Annotated in this window: 18 protein-coding genes; 8 read left to right on the top strand and 10 right to left on the bottom strand. The window is 71.7% G+C overall.

What is annotated here, in order from left to right; genetic code table 11:
- Positions 1-322: 322 nt before the first annotated feature.
- Together AC0IY0_RS18920 and AC0IY0_RS18915 are read right to left on the bottom strand one after the other, a co-directional pair.
- Complete coding sequence (locus AC0IY0_RS18920) at positions 323-538, bottom strand: hypothetical protein (RefSeq protein WP_378995658.1); 216 nt, start codon at positions 536-538, stop codon at positions 323-325.
- A gap of 56 nt (positions 539-594) precedes the next feature.
- Positions 595-1,323, bottom strand: coding sequence for a spermidine synthase (locus AC0IY0_RS18915; protein WP_471764965.1), 729 nt, complete (start codon positions 1,321-1,323; stop codon positions 595-597).
- A 159-nt stretch (positions 1,324-1,482) separates the two neighbouring features.
- Between AC0IY0_RS18915 and AC0IY0_RS18910 the strand changes: the two genes are divergently transcribed.
- Positions 1,483-1,734, top strand: coding sequence for a hypothetical protein (locus tag AC0IY0_RS18910; RefSeq protein ID WP_147856268.1), 252 nt, complete (start codon positions 1,483-1,485; stop codon positions 1,732-1,734).
- 32 nt (positions 1,735-1,766) lie between these two features.
- Here AC0IY0_RS18910 and AC0IY0_RS18905 read toward each other — a convergent pair whose 3' ends face one another.
- The 3 genes from AC0IY0_RS18905 to AC0IY0_RS18895 form a co-directional block, all read right to left on the bottom strand.
- Entirely contained in the window at positions 1,767-2,078 is a 312-nt protein-coding gene (locus AC0IY0_RS18905) for a hypothetical protein (protein ID WP_147909223.1), read from the bottom strand.
- 15 nt (positions 2,079-2,093) lie between these two features.
- Entirely contained in the window at positions 2,094-3,353 is a 1,260-nt protein-coding gene (locus AC0IY0_RS18900) for an allantoate amidohydrolase (RefSeq protein ID WP_471764963.1), read from the bottom strand.
- 130 nt (positions 3,354-3,483) lie between these two features.
- Positions 3,484-3,669: a hypothetical protein gene (locus AC0IY0_RS18895; RefSeq protein WP_147856265.1), complete on the bottom strand. Its 186-nt coding sequence runs from the start codon at positions 3,667-3,669 to the stop codon at positions 3,484-3,486.
- A 361-nt stretch (positions 3,670-4,030) separates the two neighbouring features.
- Between AC0IY0_RS18895 and AC0IY0_RS18890 the strand changes: the two genes are divergently transcribed.
- Positions 4,031-4,600: a PAS domain-containing protein gene (locus tag AC0IY0_RS18890; RefSeq protein WP_147909221.1), complete on the top strand. Its 570-nt coding sequence runs from the start codon at positions 4,031-4,033 to the stop codon at positions 4,598-4,600.
- Positions 4,601-4,607: 7 nt separating this feature from the next.
- On the opposite strand, the gene AC0IY0_RS18885 is transcribed toward AC0IY0_RS18890, so the two are convergent.
- The 3 genes from AC0IY0_RS18885 to AC0IY0_RS18875 all read right to left on the bottom strand — a co-directional run bounded on the left by AC0IY0_RS18885 (position 4,608) and on the right by AC0IY0_RS18875 (position 10,039).
- On the bottom strand, positions 4,608-5,042 hold the full coding sequence (locus AC0IY0_RS18885) for a GlcG/HbpS family heme-binding protein (RefSeq protein WP_147856263.1): 435 nt from the start codon (positions 5,040-5,042) through the stop codon (positions 4,608-4,610).
- A gap of 409 nt (positions 5,043-5,451) precedes the next feature.
- Positions 5,452-8,760: a DEAD/DEAH box helicase gene (locus tag AC0IY0_RS18880; RefSeq protein ID WP_471764961.1), complete on the bottom strand. Its 3,309-nt coding sequence runs from the start codon at positions 8,758-8,760 to the stop codon at positions 5,452-5,454.
- A gap of 130 nt (positions 8,761-8,890) precedes the next feature.
- The gene (locus AC0IY0_RS18875) at positions 8,891-10,039 is read right to left on the bottom strand and encodes an acyl-CoA dehydrogenase family protein (RefSeq protein ID WP_471764959.1); all 1,149 of its coding nucleotides are present in this window, start codon (positions 10,037-10,039) and stop codon (positions 8,891-8,893) included.
- A gap of 380 nt (positions 10,040-10,419) precedes the next feature.
- Here AC0IY0_RS18875 and AC0IY0_RS18870 point away from each other — a divergent pair, with 380 nt between their 5' ends.
- Positions 10,420-12,471: a hybrid sensor histidine kinase/response regulator gene (locus AC0IY0_RS18870; RefSeq protein WP_147909240.1), complete on the top strand. Its 2,052-nt coding sequence runs from the start codon at positions 10,420-10,422 to the stop codon at positions 12,469-12,471.
- A 291-nt stretch (positions 12,472-12,762) separates the two neighbouring features.
- Here AC0IY0_RS18870 and AC0IY0_RS18865 read toward each other — a convergent pair whose 3' ends face one another.
- A complete protein-coding gene (locus tag AC0IY0_RS18865; RefSeq protein WP_471764958.1) occupies positions 12,763-13,794 on the bottom strand; it encodes a DUF2891 domain-containing protein in 1,032 nt (343 codons plus the stop codon).
- A 110-nt stretch (positions 13,795-13,904) separates the two neighbouring features.
- Here AC0IY0_RS18865 and AC0IY0_RS18860 point away from each other — a divergent pair, with 110 nt between their 5' ends.
- Entirely contained in the window at positions 13,905-14,660 is a 756-nt protein-coding gene (locus AC0IY0_RS18860; RefSeq protein WP_147909219.1) for a CDP-diacylglycerol diphosphatase, read from the top strand.
- A gap of 111 nt (positions 14,661-14,771) precedes the next feature.
- Here AC0IY0_RS18860 and AC0IY0_RS18855 read toward each other — a convergent pair whose 3' ends face one another.
- Positions 14,772-15,677: a LysR family transcriptional regulator gene (locus tag AC0IY0_RS18855; protein WP_147909218.1), complete on the bottom strand. Its 906-nt coding sequence runs from the start codon at positions 15,675-15,677 to the stop codon at positions 14,772-14,774.
- 176 nt (positions 15,678-15,853) lie between these two features.
- Here AC0IY0_RS18855 and AC0IY0_RS18850 point away from each other — a divergent pair, with 176 nt between their 5' ends.
- The 4 genes from AC0IY0_RS18850 to AC0IY0_RS18835 all read left to right on the top strand — a co-directional run bounded on the left by AC0IY0_RS18850 (position 15,854) and on the right by AC0IY0_RS18835 (position 20,784).
- Positions 15,854-17,386 (top strand): ABC transporter substrate-binding protein, encoded by a 1,533-nt coding sequence (locus AC0IY0_RS18850; RefSeq protein WP_419829970.1) that lies wholly within the window; start codon positions 15,854-15,856, stop codon positions 17,384-17,386.
- 9 nt (positions 17,387-17,395) lie between these two features.
- A complete protein-coding gene (locus AC0IY0_RS18845; protein ID WP_147909217.1) occupies positions 17,396-18,313 on the top strand; it encodes an ABC transporter permease in 918 nt (305 codons plus the stop codon).
- A gap of 13 nt (positions 18,314-18,326) precedes the next feature.
- Complete coding sequence (locus AC0IY0_RS18840) at positions 18,327-19,268, top strand: ABC transporter permease (protein WP_419828684.1); 942 nt, start codon at positions 18,327-18,329, stop codon at positions 19,266-19,268.
- Between the two features lie 94 nt (positions 19,269-19,362).
- A complete protein-coding gene (locus AC0IY0_RS18835) occupies positions 19,363-20,784 on the top strand; it encodes a M20 family metallopeptidase (RefSeq protein WP_147909471.1) in 1,422 nt (473 codons plus the stop codon).
- Positions 20,785-20,786: the final 2 nt, after the last annotated feature.

The following is a 20,786-nucleotide window of genomic DNA, read 5'->3' as shown; positions in this document are numbered from 1 at the left end:
AAACGGACAGCCAAGGTCATGGTTCCGCTTGGCCGAAACCTCCGGCCGGAGCTTCAAAGTCCGGATCGCTGTCCGCCGCCACGGGGACGGGACTGAAAAAGAGGATACAGGACAGAAAAAAAGGCCACTCCCGAAGGAGCGGCCCGAAGTCTAGGGAGGAAACGCCCAAGAAGGGCAGCGGGATCGCGACGCCATCGCCATCCCGCACTGCACAGATAGGCTACCGCATTGCGGCATGCAACCGACCGGGAGCCGTTTGCTTATGCATGAGCGACACCCGACCGATCCACAGGCATGCACTCAGATCATGACGAGACGCTGATCAGCCGTCGTTCTGCGGCTCGTCGTGCCCGATCAGCCGCTCGACCTCGGCCAGGGCGACTGCGCGGGCCACACCCTCGGAGGCGTGCGGGCGGTACGATCCCCGAACCAGCTTGCCGCGGTCCCGGATCGCCCACGTGAAACGGCCCGGGTCGTGCCGGCTCGGCCTGACCTCAACCGTGTAGAGATGCCCGCCATTCGCACCCATGCCTCGCATGTGCGAACTCCCCTGCGCCGGCCCAGGGGGTGCGACCGTGGGCGGCAGCCGGACCCTTACCGGGCGGGCGTCCCGCGACCGGCCTCGGGCCGGGACGGCTCGGCCGGGCCGTCGGTGCGGGTGCCGAGCCAGACCACGTGCTTGGGCCCGCTGCCGCGGCCGCTGGCATGGACCCGGGCCTCCTCGACCGCGAAGCCGGAGCGAAGCAGGCGGGCCTTGAACTTCCGGTCCGGAGCGCCGGACCAGACAGCCAGGATGCCGCCCGGCCGCAAGGCCCAGCGGGCCCGCTTGAGGCCCCAATTGTCGTAGAGCCGGTCGTTCGAGCGGCGCATCAGCCCTTCCGGGCCGTTGTCGACATCGAGCAGGATGGCGTCGTACTGGCCCGGCCCCGCCTGGATCAGGCGGTTCACGTCGGCTTCCTGCACGTCGACCCGGGGGTCGTCCAGGCAATCGGCGAAGACGTGGGCGAGCGGGCCGCGGGCCCAGGCGATCACGGCCGGCACCAGCTCGGCTACCACGACCCGCGCATCCGGGCCGAGGCCCTCCAGGGCCGCCCGCAGGGTGAAGCCCATGCCGAGGCCGCCGATCAGCATCCGGGCCCGGGGCCGGTCCTTCAGCCGCTCGCAGGTCATCGCGGCGAGCGCCGCCTCCGAGCCGCTGCGGCGGTTGTTCATCAGCTCGATGGTGTCGGCCAGGATCGAGAATTCGTCGCCGCGCTGCATCAGGCGCAGGTCGGTACCGCCCCCCGGGACGGCTCCGGTGTCGAGATGAACCCAGGGTATCACGGACGTTTCCTCGATTGGCGGTGCGGTCGGTCGGGGACCGTCGGCACGAAAGATCACGGCGAGAGCGGGGCCGCGGGCAGGTTCGGCGCTGCGCGCGGCGCAACCCCCTGCGCGCCGGTGCCCCCTGCCGCGCGGGATCGCGGTGGCGTATCAGCACCTATGGCTAAGCGCATCAAGTCGAGACCCCAGGAACGGGGCTTCATTCTGTTCGACGTCGTCTTCGAGGACGGCTCCCGAGCTTCGAACCGCCGTGTGCCGGCCGAGATCCTCGGCGGCCTGGACGGCGACGAGCCGGCCCGGCAGATCATCGCCGAGCAGGAAGAGGAGATTGCCCTCAAGGCCGGACGGCCCGGCCGCGAGATCCAGAGCCTGACGCGCTCGCCGATCATCAAGCCCAAGCCGGTCGTCTGACGTCTGACCGTCCCGCCGCGCGGGCTTCCGGTTCAGACCGCGCCCTCGACCACCTCCAGCGCCCGCAGGATCGCGAAGCCGATCCGCTCCGCCTCGCCCTCCGCATCGCCGGCGGCCGGCAGCAGCGCCACCGTCTCGACGGCGTGCTCGTCCTCCGGGCCGACCACGATCCGGAACACGTCGCCTTCCTGAGCGGCCGGATCGCGGATCAGGCCGACCCGGTGGCCCGCGGCCGCGCCGAACAGTCGTAGCGGCGGCTGATCGGGCTCGGGCTCCGTCCGCTCCGGCGGTGCGGGGCGAGGCGCGCCGAAGGTCGGGCGGATGACGTTGTCGTCGTCGGGCATGCCGAACCAGCCTCCTCAGGAACGCGCGATGCCGGCCGTGGCCAGCACAGCGTCGGCCAGCACCTCCATGCCGGCCCGGGCCCAATCCGGCGTGATGCTCTCGGCCTCGTTGTGGCTGATGCCGCCGTGGCACGGGCAGAACACCAGGGCCGCCGGCACCGTCCGGGCGCAATAGACGGCGTCGTGATAGATCGCGGTCGGCATCCGGGTCCAGGCATGGCCCCGCGCCTCGGCCGCGGCCTGGACGCGGTCCACCAGGACCGGATCGAACGGGGTGAGCGGCGCGCGCCAGAACTCCTCCACCCGGATCGCGACGCCCCGCTCGGCGGCGAGCGCGTCGGCCCGGGCCAGGATCCGCTCCCGCATCGCCTCCAGCTGACCGGGGTCGCCGTGGCGGGTGTCGAGGCTGAACCAGACCCGGCCCGGGGTGATGTTGCGGCTCGCGGGCTCGGCTTTCAGGACCCCCACGGTGGCGCGGCCGCGCTCGCCCTCGGGGCCGACCGCGTCCCGGGCGATCGCCTCGAGCGAGCCGATCAGCGCGGCGGCGGCCATCATGGCGTCCCGCCGGCCGGCCATGGGGCTGCCGGCATGGGCCTCCTCGCCCAGCACGGTCAGCTCGTACCAGATCTGGGCGAGCGCCCGGTCGACCACGCCGATGGTGAGGCCGGCATCCTCCAGGCGCTTGCCCTGCTCGATGTGCAGTTCGAAATACGCGCCGAGCCCGCGAAGATCCGCCGGATCCGCGTCCCCCTGCCAGCCGATCCGGCGCAGCTCTTCACCGAACACGTGGCCGGCGAGATCCCGGGTCGCCATAACGTCGGCCTCGGAGACGATCCCCATGGCGACGCCGCTGCCGCTCATGGGCGGCGCGAAGCGCGAGCCCTCCTCGTTGCACCAGTTGATCAGCAGGAGCGGCGCCTCGGTCTCGATCCCGGCCTCGTGCAGGGCGCGCATGATCTCCAGCCCGGCGAGCACGCCCAGCGGACCGTCGAACTTGCCGCCGGTGGGCTGGGTGTCGAGATGGCTGCCGATGGCGACGGGCTTCCGGCCCGGGTCCCGCCCCGGCCGGTGGAAGACCATGTTGCCGATCCGGTCCACCGTCAGGGTCAGCCCGACCGCCTCGCCCCAGCGCCGGAACAGGGTGCGCCCCTCGGCGTCCCGATCGGTCAGGGTCTGCCGGTCGTTGCCGCCGTTGGGAAGCGCGCCGATCCGGGCGAGCGCCATCAGGTTGTCCCAGAGGCGGTCCTGCGAGAGCGGGAGGTTGGTGCGATCCATAGCGATGCGGTCCCGCGCGCGCCCCGGCCGACCCTGTACCGGCGTCCGCGACGTTAGGCCGTGATCCCGCCCGGCACCAGCAGGGTTGGGGGACATCCTCCCGGCTCCGGTCTCCGTCGCCGACCGGTCCTCAGAGGCTCGGATCCGGGAAATCCTGCGCGTGGAGACTCCAGATCGCCCGTCCGTCCGCGGCGGAGACGTAGACCGCGTTGGCGCCGAGCGCGGCCAGATCGAGATCGATCCGCTTGGCCGCCGCCACCGCGCCCGCGTCGTCGGCGGCCTCGAAGGTCTGCCGGTACAGGTCCGGGCCAAGCATCCCGTCCGGGTCCCGGCGTATCGCTCTGAAAATGTATCTGCGCATCGAAAGTCCTGGGCCGACACGGTATCCGCGCCGTCGGCACGCTCATCGCAGCAATGCCCGCGCGTTCGGTGACGGACAGACTGCGCCATGAAAAGCTTTACGCCGGGTTTGTGCACTGCGAATGCAGCTTCAGGCGCTCAGGCTTGATCCCCGCCGCTGTCGAGCCGGGGCCGGAGACCCGTGACGACATGTCAGGGCGCGGGGCATGGACGATTTGGATCGATCCGTTGCCTAAGTGCTTGTCGGTTGCAAGTGTCGCACGCGGCTGCCGGCTGTCCCGGGGATGGGCGGGCCGCAACCAGGTTTGGGGGATGGAATGGCATTGGCGTCCATGGCGGCCTCCGCCCTGCAGGATGCGGGTTTCGTCGGTACCTGGGATACGGATGTCTCCGCCGGCCGATCGGTCCTCGACGCGGGCGCGGCCGCATTGCTGTCCGGGAACGAGGGCTTTGCCGGCAAGCCTTTGCCGCTCGACGTCGCCCTGGGACGTGTCCATCCCGAGGATCGCGGCTGGGTCTTCGACGAGATCCGCAAGGTGCGCCGGACCGGCGGCCCGGTCTCGCTGGAGTTTCGCGTCCTGAGCCAGACCGGCGACGTCCGCTGGATCCTCACCCGCGGCCGGCTGGCCCCCGACACCACGGGGGCGCTGCGTGGGCGCGGCGCCTACATCGACGTCACGGACCTGTACGGCGGCACCCCGCCGGGGCGGGACGGCAACCCGATCCAGGTCAAGCCTCCGATCGAGGTCAAGCACCTGGAGGCGGCCGCCGACAACTGCATCCGGGTCCACTCGGCGCTGGAGCGCTACGGCAACCCGCAGCTCCGGCTGATCTCGAGCATGCTGCTGCTCGGGATCGGCCGGGCGCTCGCGCAGCGGGAGCCGTAGGGCGGGTTCAGGTGCGCCAGGGATGGGCGGGAAGCTCGGTGCGGCCGATCGCCTTGGCGCCGGCCTCCGCCACGGCGTGATCGTTCTCCACCGTCGACCCGCTGACGCCGATCGCGCCCGACATGACACCGTCAGCATCGACGATCGGGATCCCACCCGGGAAGGTGATCAGCCCGTCGTTGGAATGCTCGATGCCGTAGAGCGGGCCGCCCGGCTGGGACAGCTGGCCGATCTGGCCGGTCATCATGCCGAAGAACACCGAGGTCTTGGCCTTCTTGTGGGCGATGTCGATCGAGCCGACCCAGGCGTCGTCCATGCGATGGAACGCCTTCAGGTTGCCGCCGGAATCGACCACCGCGATGCACATCTGGGTGTCCAGCTCCTTCGCCTTCGCCCGCGCCGCGGCGATTGCCCGCTCGGCCTGCTCAATCGTGACGTGCATGGTGCCTCCCTTGATCGGCCCGGGCCAGCGCAGAGTCGCGGAGAAATTCCAGCGGACTCGGGGCGCCTCCCGTTCTGCGCGAGAAGGCCCGACCGGACGGCGCCGGTCAACTCCGGATCACGCCAATTGCCCCGCCGGACATCGGCGGACGACAGGCCGGGCACCCGCCTTGCACGGGGTCATGGGCGCCCGGCCGTGCGGCCGTACCGGAGACGAAAGGGCAAGAGACCCCGGTACAACGTCGGGACCCGACCGGGCCGGCGCACCACCGGGTGGCACGGGGCGCTCGGTCGGAGTGTAGCCCGCCGCAGATGGGCACCGGCAGCCCTGCTGTCACTGATACGATTGTACCGGTCCGGTCCGGGCAGCCCTCACAAACGCGTGAGCGCAGCCCGGGCGTGGACCAGGCTCAAGCGGCCCGCTCCCGGGCGGCCCGGATGCGGTCGAGGAGGTCGGCCGCCAACGCGGCCCGCGCCTGCGCGTCGGCACAGGCGTGCCGCCAGACCACGCGGCCCTGGCGCAGGATGATCCCGTCCTCGGCCGGCATCGGCGGCAATGGCCGGTCGGACCGGATGTCGGCTGCGACACCTTGGGGACCGCCGCTGAGCCGGGCCACGCCCAGCCCGCAACAGGCGGCGCGCAGCCGCGCCAGGGTGAACAGGGCCAGGACCGGCGCCGGGGCTGCGCCGAAGCGATCCTCGACCTCGCCGGACAGGGCCTCGATCGCCTCGCCGTCGCGCAGGCGCAGCAGCCGGGTGTAGAGGCTCAGGCGGATCTCGGGCTCGGGCACGTAATCCGCCGGGATCCGGCTCGGCAGCCCGATCTCGATCTCCGGGCTCCAATCCTCGGCCGGCTCACCCTTGGCGGCGGTCAGCGCCAGCTGCAGCAGGTGCTGATAGAGGCCGAGCCCGACGAGCTTGGCGTGGCCGGCCTGATCCTCGCCGACGAGATCGCCGGCCCCGCGGAGGTCGAGGTCGCGGGCGCTGACCGCGAAGCCGGCACCCAGCCGGTCCAGGGCCTCCAGGGCGCGCAGGCGCTGGAGGGCAGCGGGCGCCGGCGGCGCGGCCGGATCGCTGAGCAGGTGGACGACCCCGCGCCGCTGGCCGCGGCCGACCCGGCCGCGCAACTGGTGGAGCTGCGCCAAGCCGAACCGGGCGGCCTCCCAGACCAGCATGGTGTTGGCCCGGGGCACGTCGAGCCCGCTCTCCACGATGGCGGTGGCGAGCAGGACGTCACCGTCCCCGTCGGCGAAGCGGACCATGACCTCGTCCATCGCCGATGGCTTCAGGTCCCCGTGCGCCACCAGCACGTTCAGGCCCGGCACGAGGCCGCGCAGGCGCTCGGCCATGGGGCCGATATCCTCGATGCGCGGGCAGACGACGAAGCTCTGGCCGCCGCGGCGATGCTCGCGGATCAGGGCCTCGCGCACCGCGTCGGCATCGAAGGGCGCCACCACGGTCCGGACCGGCTGGCGCATCACCGGGGGCGTGGCGATCACGCTGAGGCTCTGCAGGCCGACGAGCGCCGCCTGGAGCGTGCGCGGGATCGGGGTGGCGGTGAGCGTCAGCACGTGCCCGCCCTCGGCGAGGCGGCGCAGGTCCGCCTTCATCTTGGCGCCGAAACGCTGCTCCTCGTCGATCACCGTCAGGCCGAGATCGGCGAAGCCCACGCCGCGGGCGGCCAGCGCCTGCGTTCCGACCACGAGCCGGATCGAACCGTCCGCGAGACCGGCCTTCACCCGCTTGGCCTCGGCCGGGGAGACCAGGCGCGAGAGCTGCGCGACCTCGATGCCGAACCGTCCGAACCGGCGGCGCAGGGTCTCGACGTGCTGGCGGGCCAGGACCGTGGTGGGGGCGATGAGCGCCGCCTGTTTGCCGGCAAAAACCGTCGCCGCCAGGGCCCGCAGCGCGACCTCGGTCTTGCCGAAGCCGACATCGCCGCAGACCAGCCGATCCATCGGACGCCCGGAGGCGAGGTCGGCCATCAGCGCGTCCACCGCGGCGGCCTGATCGGGGGTCGGGGCGAAGCCGAAGCCGGCGGCGAACCGCTCCATGTCGCGGGACGGCGGCGCCAGGACGGGGGCCTCGGTATCCCGGCGGGCGCGGGCGGCCTCCAGCATAACCCGGGCGGTCCGGGCCATGGTGGCCTCGGCCTGGAGGCGGCGGCGGGCCCAGGTCCCGCCGTCGAGCTTGTCGAGGGTGACCGCGTCGGGCTCCGGGCCGTAACGCCAGATCCGGTCGGCCTGGGTGACCGGCACCATCAGGATCGCGTCGCCGGCAAAGCGCAGCCGCAAGGCCTCGGAGGGCTCGTCCTCCGCGCCGACGCCCAGCGGGTTCGACACGGGCTCCAGCCCCTCGAACACGCAAAGGCCGTGGTCGCGATCGACCGCGACGTCGCCGGGGCGCAGGTCGACCTCGCCCATCGGCAGGATCGCCCGGGCGGTGCCGGACACCGCGGCGTCCGGCCCGAACAGGTCGGCGGCGGCGAACACCGTCGCGCCCCGCCCCTGGACCTTGAAACCGGCGCCGATCGGCGCCTCCAGGGCGAGGATGTCGCCCGGCGCCGCGTCGGCGAGGTCGGACCAGCCGTCGATCAGCCGGACCGGGCGCTCGGCGATCTTGCCGGCCTGGCGCACGAGGCGCCGGAGCGGCTGGCGCGAGCCCGCCAGCACGACGACGTCGCCCGCCTTCAGCCGCTCGCGCATCGCCTTGGCGAAGGCCGCCTCGGGCCGCCGCTCCCGGGCGAAGACCGGGACCCCGAGCGGCTCACCCGCCGCGTCGGTGGCCACCGCCCGGGTCAGCTCGGCCACGACGGCCCGCCACGCCTTCGGCGCGAGGTAGAGACCGTCGCCGCCCTCGGCGCGGCCGCCGCGGGGCGCCCGGCGGGCGCCGGCTTCCTCCATCTGCTCGTAGAAGGCGTCGACCCGGGCCTGCGTCCCGTCCTCGACGACCAAGCGGGCCCCCGGCACGTAATCGAGCAGGGTGACGAGACGCGGATAGTAGCGCTCCAGGCGGTGCTCCTGCCCGGTGAAGGGCTCGAAGCTCTGGCCGGAATCCGGGGCTAGGACGATCTCGCTGGCCGGGTCGATCACCAGATCCGCGACTTCGGCGACGGAGCGCTGCGAGATCGGATCGTAGGAGCGGATCGCGGTGACGCGCCCGTCCGCGTGCTCGATCCGGCAGGGCCGCGGGGCGGCCGCCGGAAACACCTCGACGGTGCGACCCCGGACGGCGATCTCGCCGGGCTCGTCGACCCGCTCGTCGAGGATGTAGCCGAGGCGCTTGAGGCCGGCCATCACGGCGGCGACGTCGAGCGGGTCGCCGACCCGGAACGTCACCCGGGCGTCGGCCCAGGTCTCCGGCGGAGGCACCCGCTGGATCAGTGCCGGAGCCGTGGTCAGCACGAAGTCCGGCAGGGCGTCGCGGTCGGTCAGCCAGCGCATCACGGCAGCCCGGGCGCCCATCGTGGCCCGCGACGGCGAGGCGTGGTCGAGCGGAAGGCAATCCCATTCCGGGTAGACGGCGACCCGGATGTCGGGATCGAGGGCCTTGAGCGTCGCGGCCAGCTCCTCCAGCCGCCGGGCATCCCGGGCCACGTGGACCAGCGGGGCCGCGTCCTCGGCCAGATCCAGCAGTGCCACCGCCAGCGCCCCCGTGGGCATCAGCGGCGCGTCCTCGGTCTCCTGGTGGGCGACCGTCTTCGTCCTGCGCTTGGCCATGCTGATCCGAACCTGTCCCGGATGCTGCAAACGCTGGCTGGCCGTGAGGGCTCCCGGCTGCCGGCCCCGGATTCACAGACGCGATGCCGCATTCGAAAACGCTTGCGTCTCGAATCCGGGCCTTCCGGGTTCAGGCCTCGCCCGACCAGAGGTCGCCACTCGCCCGCGCGTCGCGCAGCACGTGGCGGGCGCCCTCGGTCAGCGCCCGGTCGGGGCCGGGCTGGCGCAGGTAGGTCGCGAGATCCCGGGTCAAGCGCTCCAGCGGGTGGTCGCGCAGGAAGCCCTGCAGCCCGACCGAGCGCTGCGCCCGTTCCAGCAGGTCGAGCCCGGCGCGTTCCACCGCGAGGCGGGCGAGGTTCACGTAGGCGATGATCCCGTCCGGATCGCCCTCCTCGCCCACGATCGCGGCGGCCCGCGTCACCCAGAGGCGGGCGGTCTCGGCCGCGATCACGCCCTCGCCGAGGCGGGCGAGCTGGTGCGGGTCCTCGCCGCGGCCGGTGGCGACGAGATGGCCGCGCCACGCGTCGAGCAGCGCCTCCAGGCCGCCGAGCTGCACCGCGAGGAAGCGCCAGGCGCCCCCCGAGAAATGCGGCTGCACCTGATAGTCGTCGGGCGCGCCCACGGGCGTGAAGCGGTCGGCGCCGAGCCCGGTGAAATCCACGGTTCCGGTCGCCGAGGCCCGCATCCCCTGCGCGCGCCAAGCCGACAGATCCGCCCGCTCGCCGGGCTCGAGGGCGACGACGATCATCTGCGACCCGGGCGAGTCGGGCTGCGCGGTCACGAGGGCGCGGGTCACGAACCCCGCCCCCGACGCGAAGGTCTTCACGCCCCGTAAGGTCGGGGCGCCTCCGGTGGCGTCGATCTTGAGGCCGTCGCCCGGCGGCTCGGTGTTCCAGACCCCGAACAGATGGCCCTGGACGGCATCGGCCAGCAAGGCGCTGCGCGCCTCGCCGTCGGCATAGCGGGCGACGAGCTGCACCGCGTTGACATGGCCCTCGTACACGCGCCCCAGCGCGAGGCTGCCGGACCCGACATGGGTGAGCACGGCCTGGAGAATCGCCCCGTCCGGCTCCTCGCCGAGACCGGCGCCGCCCGCGCGATGGGGCACCGGCGCGGCCAGCAGCCCCACCCGGGCGAGTTCCGCGACATCCTCGGCCGGAAAGCCGCCGTCGTGGTCGTGGCGTCCCGCCCGACGCGCCGCACCGGCCGCGACCGCGCGGGCCGCCGCAACCGGATCGCCGCGCGTGCCCCAGGCGATATCGTTGAGTCTGAGGTCCACACCTGCTCCGGTCATGACGAGCCCAGCGCGTCGTCCCGCACCCGATCGCCGGGGCGGCGCGCCAGGTCTTTTAAGCTTCGCGACATCGTGTTCAGAAGGGAGGGAACCATCTTTCGGTGCGATGATCTGACGAAGCAACTCGCTGCCTCCGCCATCGATACGCCGTGCGACGATACTGCGCATCGCAAACCATCGGTCCGCGGCCACGGCGCCCAGCACCCGGCGACGCGGCGATCTGCATCGGTCGGACCTGCCTCAAACCCGAAGCCACGCGTTGTAGGAAGGGCCGGCTCACCAAGCCGTCAAGCTGTGGTTGATCGATCCGATTTGGGAGGGTCGTTGCCGTGGGATATGACGCAGCCGTGTCGCGGAACGAGACCATGTCCTGCCCGTCCGGCTTCGAACGCCATCATCCCCAGCGCCTCGCGGCTCTGCGCGGCTATGCCATCCTCGACACCGCGCCCGAGCCCGCCTTCGACGAGATCGCGCAGATCGCGGCTGCGTCCTGCGGCACCACGATGGCGCGGATCACCTTCGCGGATGCCGACCGGCACTGGACCAAGGCCGCGTTCGGCCACGACGCGCCGGACCGGCCCCTCGAGACCGGCCTCGGCCTCGAGACCCTGAGCCGGGACGGCGCGCTGGTGCTGACGGATTGCGGGCCGATCGCGGGCGAACCGGGCCTGCGCTTCTACGCCGGCGTCCGGCTCGTGACCCCGGACGGCTGGCCGATCGGCACGCTCAGCGTCCTCGACCGCGAACCGCGCAGCCTGACCGGGCCGCAGGTCTTCGTCCTCGAGGCCCTCGCCCGGACCCTCATGGACCTGCTGGAGGCCCGGGCCGCCGCGATGGCCCGGCACCGGGACGAGGCGCTGCTGCAGTCCCGCGCCGAGCGCCTGGAGGCGCAGGTCGCCGCCCAGACCCGGGACCGCGACCGGGTCTGGACCCTGTCGCCGGTCCTGAAGATCGTCTCGGACAAGGACGGGCAGGTCCAGTCGGTCAATCCGTCCTGGAGCCGGGCGCTCGGCTGGTCCGAGGACGAGACGCTGGGCCGGACCGCCCTGGATTTCATCGCCCTCACGGACCGCGAGGCGGCGCGCGAGGCGCTGAAGCCCCTCTGCGAGGACCAGCGGGTGGAGGATGTGGAACTGGCCTGCACGACCCGCGACGGCGACCGGCGGCGGGTGCTCTGGACCGTCGTCCCGGAGGACGGGCTGTTCTACGGCTTCGGGCGCGACATCACGGAGCAGCGCCAGGCCGAGGAAGCCTTGCGGCAATCGCAGAAGCTGGAGGCGATCGGCCAGCTTACCGGCGGCGTCGCCCACGACTTCAACAACCTGCTGACCATCATCCGCTCGTCGGTCGAGTTCCTGCGCCGGCCGGAACTCGCCGAGGAGCGCAGGCGCCGCTACCTCGACGCGGTCTCGGACACGGTCGACCGGGCGGCCAAGCTCACCGGGCAGCTCCTGGCCTTCGCCCGGCGCCAGGCGCTCAAGCCCCAGGTGTTCGACATCTGCGCCCGGCTGCGCAGCATCTCCGACATGCTCGATTCGGTCACGGGCGCGCGCATCCGCGTGGAGACCGAGCTGCCGGGCACGCCCTGCTTCGTGCGGGCGGACGAGAGCCAGTTCGAGACCGCGCTGATCAACATGGCGGTGAATGCCCGCGACGCGATGGACGGGGAAGGCAGCCTGACCCTGCACCTCGAGAGCGGCCGCCCGATGCCGCCGATCCGCGGCCATGCCGGCGCCCGGGGACCGTTCGTGGCCGTGATGGTGGTCGATACCGGAACCGGCATTCCGGCACCGGATCTCGGCCGGATCTTCGAGCCGTTCTTCACCACCAAGGAGATCGGCAAGGGGACCGGGCTGGGGCTCAGCCAGGTCATCGGATTCGCCAAGCAGTCGGGCGGCGATATCGACGTGGCGAGCCTGCCCGGGAGCGGCACGCGCTTCACCCTGTACCTGCCGCAGGTCGACGCCCCCGTGGAGGTGGCCGATCCGGGCCGCGACGACCGCCGCGAGCCGGAGCCGCAGCGGAGCCTGTGCATCCTCGTCGTGGAGGACAATCTCGGGGTCGGGCGCTTCTGCACCCAGATCCTGGAGGATCTCGGCCACGCGCCGATCTGGGCGAAATCCGCCGAGGAGGCCCTCGCCGAGCTGCAGCGGACGCCGGATCGCTTCGATGCGGTGTTCTCGGACGTGGTCATGCCCGGGATGGGCGGCGTCGCCCTCGCCCGGGCCCTGCAGGTCACCCGCCCGGAGCTGCCGGTGGTCCTGACCTCGGGCTACAGCCACGTCCTGGCCACCGACGACGCGCACGGATTCACGCTGGTGCGGAAGCCTTATTCGGCCGAGCAGCTCGCCAAGGTGCTCCACGAGGCGACCCAGCGCCGGGACGGGCGGGGAACAAGGTCCCCGCTCTCCGGTTGACGCGATGCAGCACGGCGATGGCGTCGCCGCGCTGCTGCCCCTCGTGGGCGTTTCCTCCCAAGACTTCGGACCGCTCTTTCGGGGGCGGTCCTTTTTTGTGCGTCGCGCGTGCGGCCGGCGAGGAACAACGCCGCCTGCGGCAAAAGGTTCTCAAAAACCTCTCATCTTTGCAGCCGTTTCCGATCGCCTCGCCGAGGGGAGCGGCTATCGGTTCGTGGTTCAGCGCGCTCGCTGACGCCGAACCGGCATCCGCTGCGGCGGCAGGTGCCATCCGCTGCGGCGGCAGGTGCCCTAAGCCGCGAGCGGGCCGGATTGCGTCTCGGTGTCCAGCGCCAGCAGCGCGAAGGACGCGAGCCAGTGCTCGCCCATGTAGTCGCCGGTCACGTGCGGGAGGCCGGCCTCCAGATGCGCCTTCGCGGCGGCCTGGAGCCGCGGGCGGCGGGGATCGTCCCCGCCCAGGGCGGCGGCGAGCGACCGGAAGCACCAGGCGCGGCTGAGGTTCAGCCCGTCGAGATGGGCGATCTTGCCGTCGCTGCGGTCGGTCACGCGGGCGGGCCGGAACAGGGTCGCGGGCCGCCCCGCGGCGAGGTCCGGCAGGAACCGGTCGAACCAGGGCCGGAACCGCTCCGGCGACAGGAGGCGGCGCAGGCATTCCGCCTCGATCAGCGCCGAGGACAGGAAGTCGTCGCCCCCCGGTTCGCCCCAGGCGGGGCAATCCACGTCGGCCCCGTACCAGCGCTCGGCGGTGGCTCGCAGCAGACCGGACAGGGCCGCGTCCTGCGCCCCGTCGGCGTAGTCGGCCACCAGCCGCAGCGCGAAGGCTGTGTTGAAATGCGTGCCGACCCGCACCGGATAGGGGGCGATCGGCAGGAAGTCCCGGACGCGCTGCGCGATCAGGCCGGTGAGCGGCGCCAGGGCCTCGGCCCAGCGGCGCTCGGGCAGGCGGGACAGCGCGTCGGCGAGCTTCAGGAGCCAGGCCCAACCGTAGGGCCGCTCGAACCCCCGGGCGGCCGGCGCGGCGAAATACGCGCATTCCCCGGCGACCTTCTCGGGCACCAGCTGGGCATCGAGATGCGCGCGGATCGCCCCGGCCTGCGCGCCGTCCGGGAACAGCCGCAGCACCCGGGCCAGCAGCCAGGTGCCGTGGACGCAGGAATGCCAATCGTAGCTGCCGTGGAAGACCGGATGCAGCGCGGCGGGCGTGCGCGCGTCCTCCGGGCCCGCCAGGACGTGCCCGGGCGAGTTGGGATATTCGCGGGTGAGATGGCCGAGAGCGACGGCGGCGAAGCGGGCGCCGATCTCCGGGGTGAGCGCAGTCGGCATCACGGGCTCCCATTGGGGCGCCGGACGCTTTGCCGGCGCAGTCCCGGATCGGTTATCGCAAGCGCGGCGAACCGGGCAGCCCCGGAGGTGCGCCGTCACTGGGATGTTTCATGCGCCGTGCGCCGATCACCGCCCTCCTCGTCGTGCTCGCGATGCCGGCCGCGGCGGCGCCCGATCCCAGCCGGGACGTCCTGTGGGCCGCGCTGAAGACCTGCGTGCTCGCCAAGCGGCTCGCCGACCGGACCTTCCCGTGCCTCTCGGTGGATCTCGGCGACAAGGACCGCCCCGGCACGGCGGTTCTACGCGCGCCCGGCGAGCCGACCCACATCGTGGTGATGCCCACCGACACCACCGCCGGCCTGGAGGCTCCGGTCCTGCGCGGGAAGCGGGGTGCCGCCTATTGGCGGGCGGCGCTGGCCGCGCGTCCGTTCGTGTCGGACGCCCTCAAGGGCAAGCTGCCGCCCGAGGCCGTGGGGCTGGCGGTCAATTCGGCCCGGGGGCGGAGCCAGGACCAGCTCCACATCCACCTCGACTGCCTGAAGCCCAGCGTGCTGGCCGCCGTGAAGGCGCATGGCCGCCAGATCCGCGGGACCTGGACCCGCTTCCCGGTGCCGCTCGCCGGGGACCGCTACCACGCGATGCGGGTGCCGGAAGCCGAGGCCGAGCGCTTCAACCCGTTCGCGGCCCTGCGCACCCTGCCGGGTCCCCGGCCGGACCTGCACCGGACGAGCTTCGCGGCACTCGCCACGCCGCCGGGCGATCCCGAGCCGGGTTTTCTGCTCCTGGCCTACCGGGCGCCGAGCGCCAGCGCGGAGGACGTGATGGACCATAGCTGCGCCATCGCGTCGGGCCGCGGCGGCGCCTGACGCGGCGGCCTCGAGCGTTCTCCGACGAAGTGGAGACCGGTTCGCCTCAAGAGAACGCGGCAAAACAAGAACTTAGAGCCGTGCTTGATTGCAACGCGATCGGGCACGGCTCTACGCAGAACCTGCCGGCGGCGGCAGCGCGTCCAGGAGCTGGCGCAAAAAGCCCCGCACCGCCCGAGGTAGACGCCGGTCGCGCATCGCCTGGATCTGGATGTTCCTTGAGAGGCTCGCCCGGGCGCGGATCGGCAGGCTGACCAGGGCGTTCAGGTCCAGCGGCGTGCGCATCGAGAGCGCCGACATCAGCGCGAGACCGCGGGATCTGCGCACGAACGGCAGTTGGGTGGCCAGGTTGTTGGCGGTCAGGACCGGCTCGATCACGATGCCCTCCTGCAGGCAGGCGGCGTCGAACACCTGCCGCAGGGTCGTGTCCCGGGTCGGCAGGGCGATGGGATAGTTCGGCAACTCGGACAGCTGCACCACCTTCGCCCGCGCCAGGGGATGGTCCGGGGCGGCGAGCACCAGCATGTCGACCTGTTCGTCATACAGCACCTCGACCTGGGTGGACGGCGCGAGTGCGAAGGTGATGCCGAGGTCGGCCTCGCCGGCGGCCACGATCTGGGTCACCTGGGCGGGGGGCAGCACGGTCACCTCGAAGCGCAGGCCCGGATGCGCCGCGTGGAAGGACGCCACGGTGCTCGGCACGATGTCGAGCGAAAACCCCTCGGAACTCGCCACCCGGATCAGGCCGCGGGCGAGGCCTTCCAGCTCCCGGATCTCGGTGACGACCTGCTCGGACCGGATCAGCATCTGGTGCGCGTGCTGGGCCAGGAGCTCGCCCGCCGGGCTCGGCACCATGCCGCGCGGGCGCCGCTCGAACAGCACGCAGTCGAGTTCGGCCTCCAGGTTGCCGATCTGCCGGCTGATCGCCGAGGCGGCGACGTTCAGCTGGGCCGAGGCCGCCGCGATCGAGCCGGTGCGGGCCACGGCCAGGAAGTAGCGCAGCCCTGTCGTCTGCATTATCCTGCCTCGATATCACTTATGGCGCATATCCGTTGCCCAGATGGCAACGCACCGCTCGCCAAATTCTACTTGTTGCGATCCCAGATGCACAACATCATCGCAGGGTGAAAAAGGCGGCAGTCGCGGAGATCCTCCCCGACATCCTGCCCGTCGTCGTCGGAGACGGAATCGACATGCCGGTACGGACGATCACCCTCACCGCGTCGCTGGCGGCTTCCCTGATCGCACTGGTCGCGGCGAGCCCGGCCCTGGCCGGCAAGGCCGACGACACCCTGGTCTACGCCTCCGACAGCGAGCCCGAGAACGTCAGCCCCTATCACAACAGCGCTCGCGAGGGCGTCATCCTGGCCCGCAACTGCTGGGACACGCTGCTGTGGCGCGACCCCGCGGACGGCACCTACAAGCCGATGCTCGCCACCGCCTGGACCTGGGCCGACGACACCACCCTGGACCTGACGATCCGCGAGGGCGTGACCTTCCACAACGGCGACCCGCTCGGGCCCGAGGACGTCGCCTTCACGTTCAACTTCATGCTGACGCCCGAGGCCCGCACGGTCACCCGCCAGAACGTCGACTGGATGAAGTCGGTGGAGGTCACCGGCCCGCACAGCGCCCGGATCCACCTCAAGGCGCCGTTCCCGGCGGCGCTGGAATACCTCGCCGGGCCCATGCCGATCTTCCCGGCCTCCTACTTCAAGAAGGTCGGCCTCGACGGCTTCGCCAAGGCGCCGATCGGCAGCGGCCCGTACAGGATCACCAAGGTCGATAGCGGGCGCGGCGTCTCCATGGAGCGCTTCGCCAAGTATTGGTCGGGCAGCCCGCTCGGGACGCCGAAGATCGGCAAGCTGCAGTTCCGGGTCATCCCGGACGGCGAGAGCCGGATGGCCGAGCTGATGACCGGGGGTGTCGACTGGATCTGGCGGGTGCCGAGCGACCAGGCCGAGCAGCTGCGCGCCGCGCCCAACGTCACCGTGCTCAACTCCGAGACCATGCGGGTCGGCTTCCTGCAGTTCGACACGCTCGGCCGCGCCAAGGAGAACTCGCCGCTCAAGGACGTGCGGGTCCGGCAGGCGATCTCCTACGCCATCGACCGCAAGGCGATGGTCGACAACCTCGTGCGCGGCGCCTCGCGGGTGATGAACGCGCTGTGCTTCGTCGATCAGTTCGGCTGCAACGACCAGGGGGTGATGCGCTACCCCTACGACCCGGCCAAGGCCAAGGCCCTGCTCAAGGAAGCGGGCTACGCGAACGGGTTCGAGATCGACCTCGGCGCCTATCGCGAGCGGGACTACGCCGAGGCGGTGATCGGCTATCTCGGGGCGGTCGGCATCAAGGTCCGGCTCAACTACCTGCGCTACGCCGCGTTCCGGGATGCCCTGCGGAGCGGCAAGGTCTCGATCGGCTATCAGACCTGGGGCTCGTTCTCGGTCTACGACGTCTCGGCCTTCGACGGGGTCTTCTTCCGCGGCGGCGAGGAGGACCTGACCAAGGATCCGCAGGTGATCGCCGACCTGCAGGAGGGTGACGGCTCCACCGACCCGGACAAGCGCAAGGCCGCCTACGCCAAGGCGCTCCAGCGGATCGCCGCCCAGGCCTACGCCCTGCCGATGTTCTCGTACGCCACCAACTACGCCTTCACGTCGGACCTGAACTTCACCGCCCAGCCGGATGAGGTGCCGCGCTTCTACGCGGCGTCCTGGAAGTAGGCCGCTCGCGTGCTGGCCTTCACGCTCCGGCGCATCCTGGTCGCCCTGGCGGTGGCCTTCACGGTCTCGGTGGCGAGCTTCATGCTGCTCCACCTCTCCGGCGACCTCGCCACGGCGATTGGCGGGCCGGAGGCCACCGGGCCCCAGATCGTGCAGATCCGCAAGGATTACGGCCTGGACCAGCCTCTGCTGACCCAGTTCCTCGCCTGGGGTTGGCGGGCGCTGCACCTCGATTTCGGCAATTCCTTCTACTTCCGCGAGCGGGTGATCGACCTGCTCGCCGCCCGCCTGCCGATCACGCTCTATCTCGGGATCATCGCGCTCGCGGTGGCCCTGTTCGTGGCGGTGCCGCTCGGGGTGATCGCCGCCGTCCGCCGCGATACCTGGATCGACCGGCTCGCCCTGTCGGTCTCGGTGCTGGGCCAGGCGATGCCGAGTTTCTGGTTCGGGCTGACCCTGATCCTGATCTTCTCGGTCAACCTCCGCTGGCTGCCGGTCTCGGGCAACACCGGCTGGAAGAACTTCGTCCTGCCCGCGGTGGCGCTCGGCTACTACGCCATGCCGGCGGTGATGCGGCTGACCCGCAATGGCATGCTGGAGGTGCTGGCCTCGGATTACGTCCGGACCGCCCGGGCCAAGGGGCTGCCGACGCGCAAGATCCTGGTCCGGCATGCGCTGCGCAACGCCGTGATCCCGGTGATCGCCCTGGCGGCGGTGCAGTTCGGCTTCATGCTCGGCGGTTCGATCGTGATCGAGGCGGTGTTCTCGCTCCAGGGGCTCGGCCAGCTCGCCTGGGAATCGATCGCCCGCAACGACTTCCCGGTGGTCCAGGCGATCGTGCTGGTTCTGGCGATGATCTACATCGCCCTGACGCTCGCGGCCGACCTGCTGAACGCCTTCCTCGATCCGCGCCTGCGCCAATCGTGAGGACGCTCGCCCCATGAGCCTGCCCCCCGACACGGCGGCGCTCGCCGCCCCCGCCCTCCCCCAAGACGTCGGGGTGCCGGCCGCCCTGGCGCCGGTGCGCTCGCCGACCGGCCTCGTGCTCCGGCGCGGCCTGCATCACGCCGGCTTCCTGATCGGGGCCGGCATCCTCGGGGTGATCGTGCTGGCCGCGCTGGCCGCACCGCTGATCGCCCCGCACGACCCTTATGCGCAGGACGTCTCGCGCCGCCTGATCCCGCCGATCTGGCAGGCCAAGGGGACCTGGGACCACGCGCTCGGCACCGACAAGCTCGGGCGCGACTACCTCAGCCGCCTACTCTACGGCGGCCAGATCTCCCTGTTGATCGGGATCTCGGCGGCGCTGATCTCCGGGCTGATCGGCACGGTGCTGGGCCTCTGCGCCGGCTATTTCGGCGGCTGGGTCGATTCGGTGGTGAGCTACATCGTGACCACGCGTCTGGCGATGCCCGTGGTGCTGGTGGCGCTGGCCATGGCGTCGCTGGTCGGCGGCTCGCTCAAGGTCGTGGTGCTGGTGCTGGGCTTCCTGCTCTGGGACCGCTTCGCCGTGGTGACCCGGGCCGCCACCCAGCAGATCCGCAACCAGGATTTCGTCTCGGCCGCCCGCGCTTCGGGCCTCACCGACCTGCGCATCATCCTGCAGGAGATCCTGCCCAACATCCTCAACGCGCTGATCGTCGTGGCGACCCTGGAGATGGCGCACGCGATCCTGCTCGAGGCCGCCCTGTCGTTCCTGGGGCTCGGGGTGCAGCCGCCGCTGCCGTCCTGGGGTCTGATGATCGCGGAGGGCAAGCAGTACATGTTCTTCCAGCCCTGGGTGATCACCATCCCGGGCGTGGCGCTCCTCTTCCTCGTGCTGGCGATCAATCTCCTGGGCGACGGCCTGCGCGACATCACCGCCCCCGAAGCCCGGCACTGACCAGACGTCCGGAAGTGCCCCGGGCCGGCCGACAGGCTCGGGCAGCGCGGGATCCATTCCGGCCAGAACCGCAATGTTTCACGGGAAACACACCATGACGCGAGACGACGCCATCGCGCGCGCAACCGACACCTTCGACGCCGGGGCGTTCCTCGCACTCCTGCGGGAGGCGGTCGCCTACCCGACCGAGAGCCAGGCGCCGGGCCAGGAGGCGGCCCTGCACGCCTATCTCGACACCTTCATCACGCCTCTCGTCACCCGCCTCGGCTTCGAGACACCCAAAAAACACGACAATCCGGACGGGGTGCACGGCCCGTTCCTGATCGCCGAGCGGCACGAGGGACCGGACCTCCCTACCGTGCTGATCTACGGCCACGGCGACACGGTGCGGGGCTATCCCGAGCAGTGGCGCACGGGGCTGGGCCCCTGGGAGATCGTGGTCGAGGGCGACCGCTGGTACGGGCGCGGCACCGCCGACAACAAGGGCCAGCACGTCCTCAACCTCGCGGCCCTGGAGCAGGTGATCGCGGCGCGCGACGGCCGCCTCGGCTTCAACGTGAAGCTGCTGATCGAGATGGGCGAGGAATCCGGCTCGCCGGGCCTGCGTCCGTTCTGCCGCGCGCACGCGGAGGCCCTGCGCGCCGACGTGCTGATCGCCTCGGACGGGCCGCGGCTCAGCGCCGAGCGCCCGACCCTGTTCCTGGGCTCCCGCGGCGCCTACAATTTCGAACTGAGCCTGAACCTGCGCGAGGGTCCGCACCATTCCGGCAATTGGGGCGGCCTGCTGCGCAACCCCGGCACGGTGCTGGCCTCGGCGATCGCCTCGATGGTCGATGCCCGCGGCAGCATCCTGGTCGAGGCCCTGCGGCCGCCGCCCATCCCCGAGGGCGTGCGCGCGGCGCTCCGCGACATCCGGGTCGGCGAGGATCCGACCGCCCCGACGATCGATTCCGATTGGGGCGAGCCGGGGCTCACCCCGGCCGAGCGGGTCTTCGCCTGGAACACCCTGGAAGTCCTCGCCTTCAAGACCGGCGATCCGGACGGACCGCTCAACGCGGTGCCGCCCCACGCCAAGGCGACCCTGCAGCTGCGCTTCGTGGTCGGCACCGACTGGCAGAACCTGATCCAGAACGTGCGCGCGCATCTCGACGCCAACGGTTTTCCGATGATCGAGGTCCGGCCGGCCCGGGCTTCGGAGGTTTTTCAAGCGACCCGGCTGCCGGTGGAAGACCCCTGGGTGGAATGGGCGCTTCTCTCGATCGAGGCGAGCGCCGGAAAAAAACCGGCCCTGCTGCCCAATCTCGGCGGTTCGCTGCCGAACGACGCCTTCTCGGAGATCCTCGGGCTGCCGACCCTGTGGGTGCCGCATTCCTACCCGGCCTGCCGCCAGCACGGGCCGGACGAGCACATGCTCGCCTCCAGCACCCGCGAGGGCCTGGCGATCATGGCCGGGCTGTTCTGGGATCTCGGCGAGGCCGGGCCGGACATCCTGCGCCGCCGCGCCGCGAGGAGCTGAAC

This window comes from Methylobacterium sp. AC315 (genome assembly GCF_979253755.1).
Note: the sequence above shows the minus strand (reverse complement) of the source record. Positions and strands in the feature narration are given on the sequence as shown.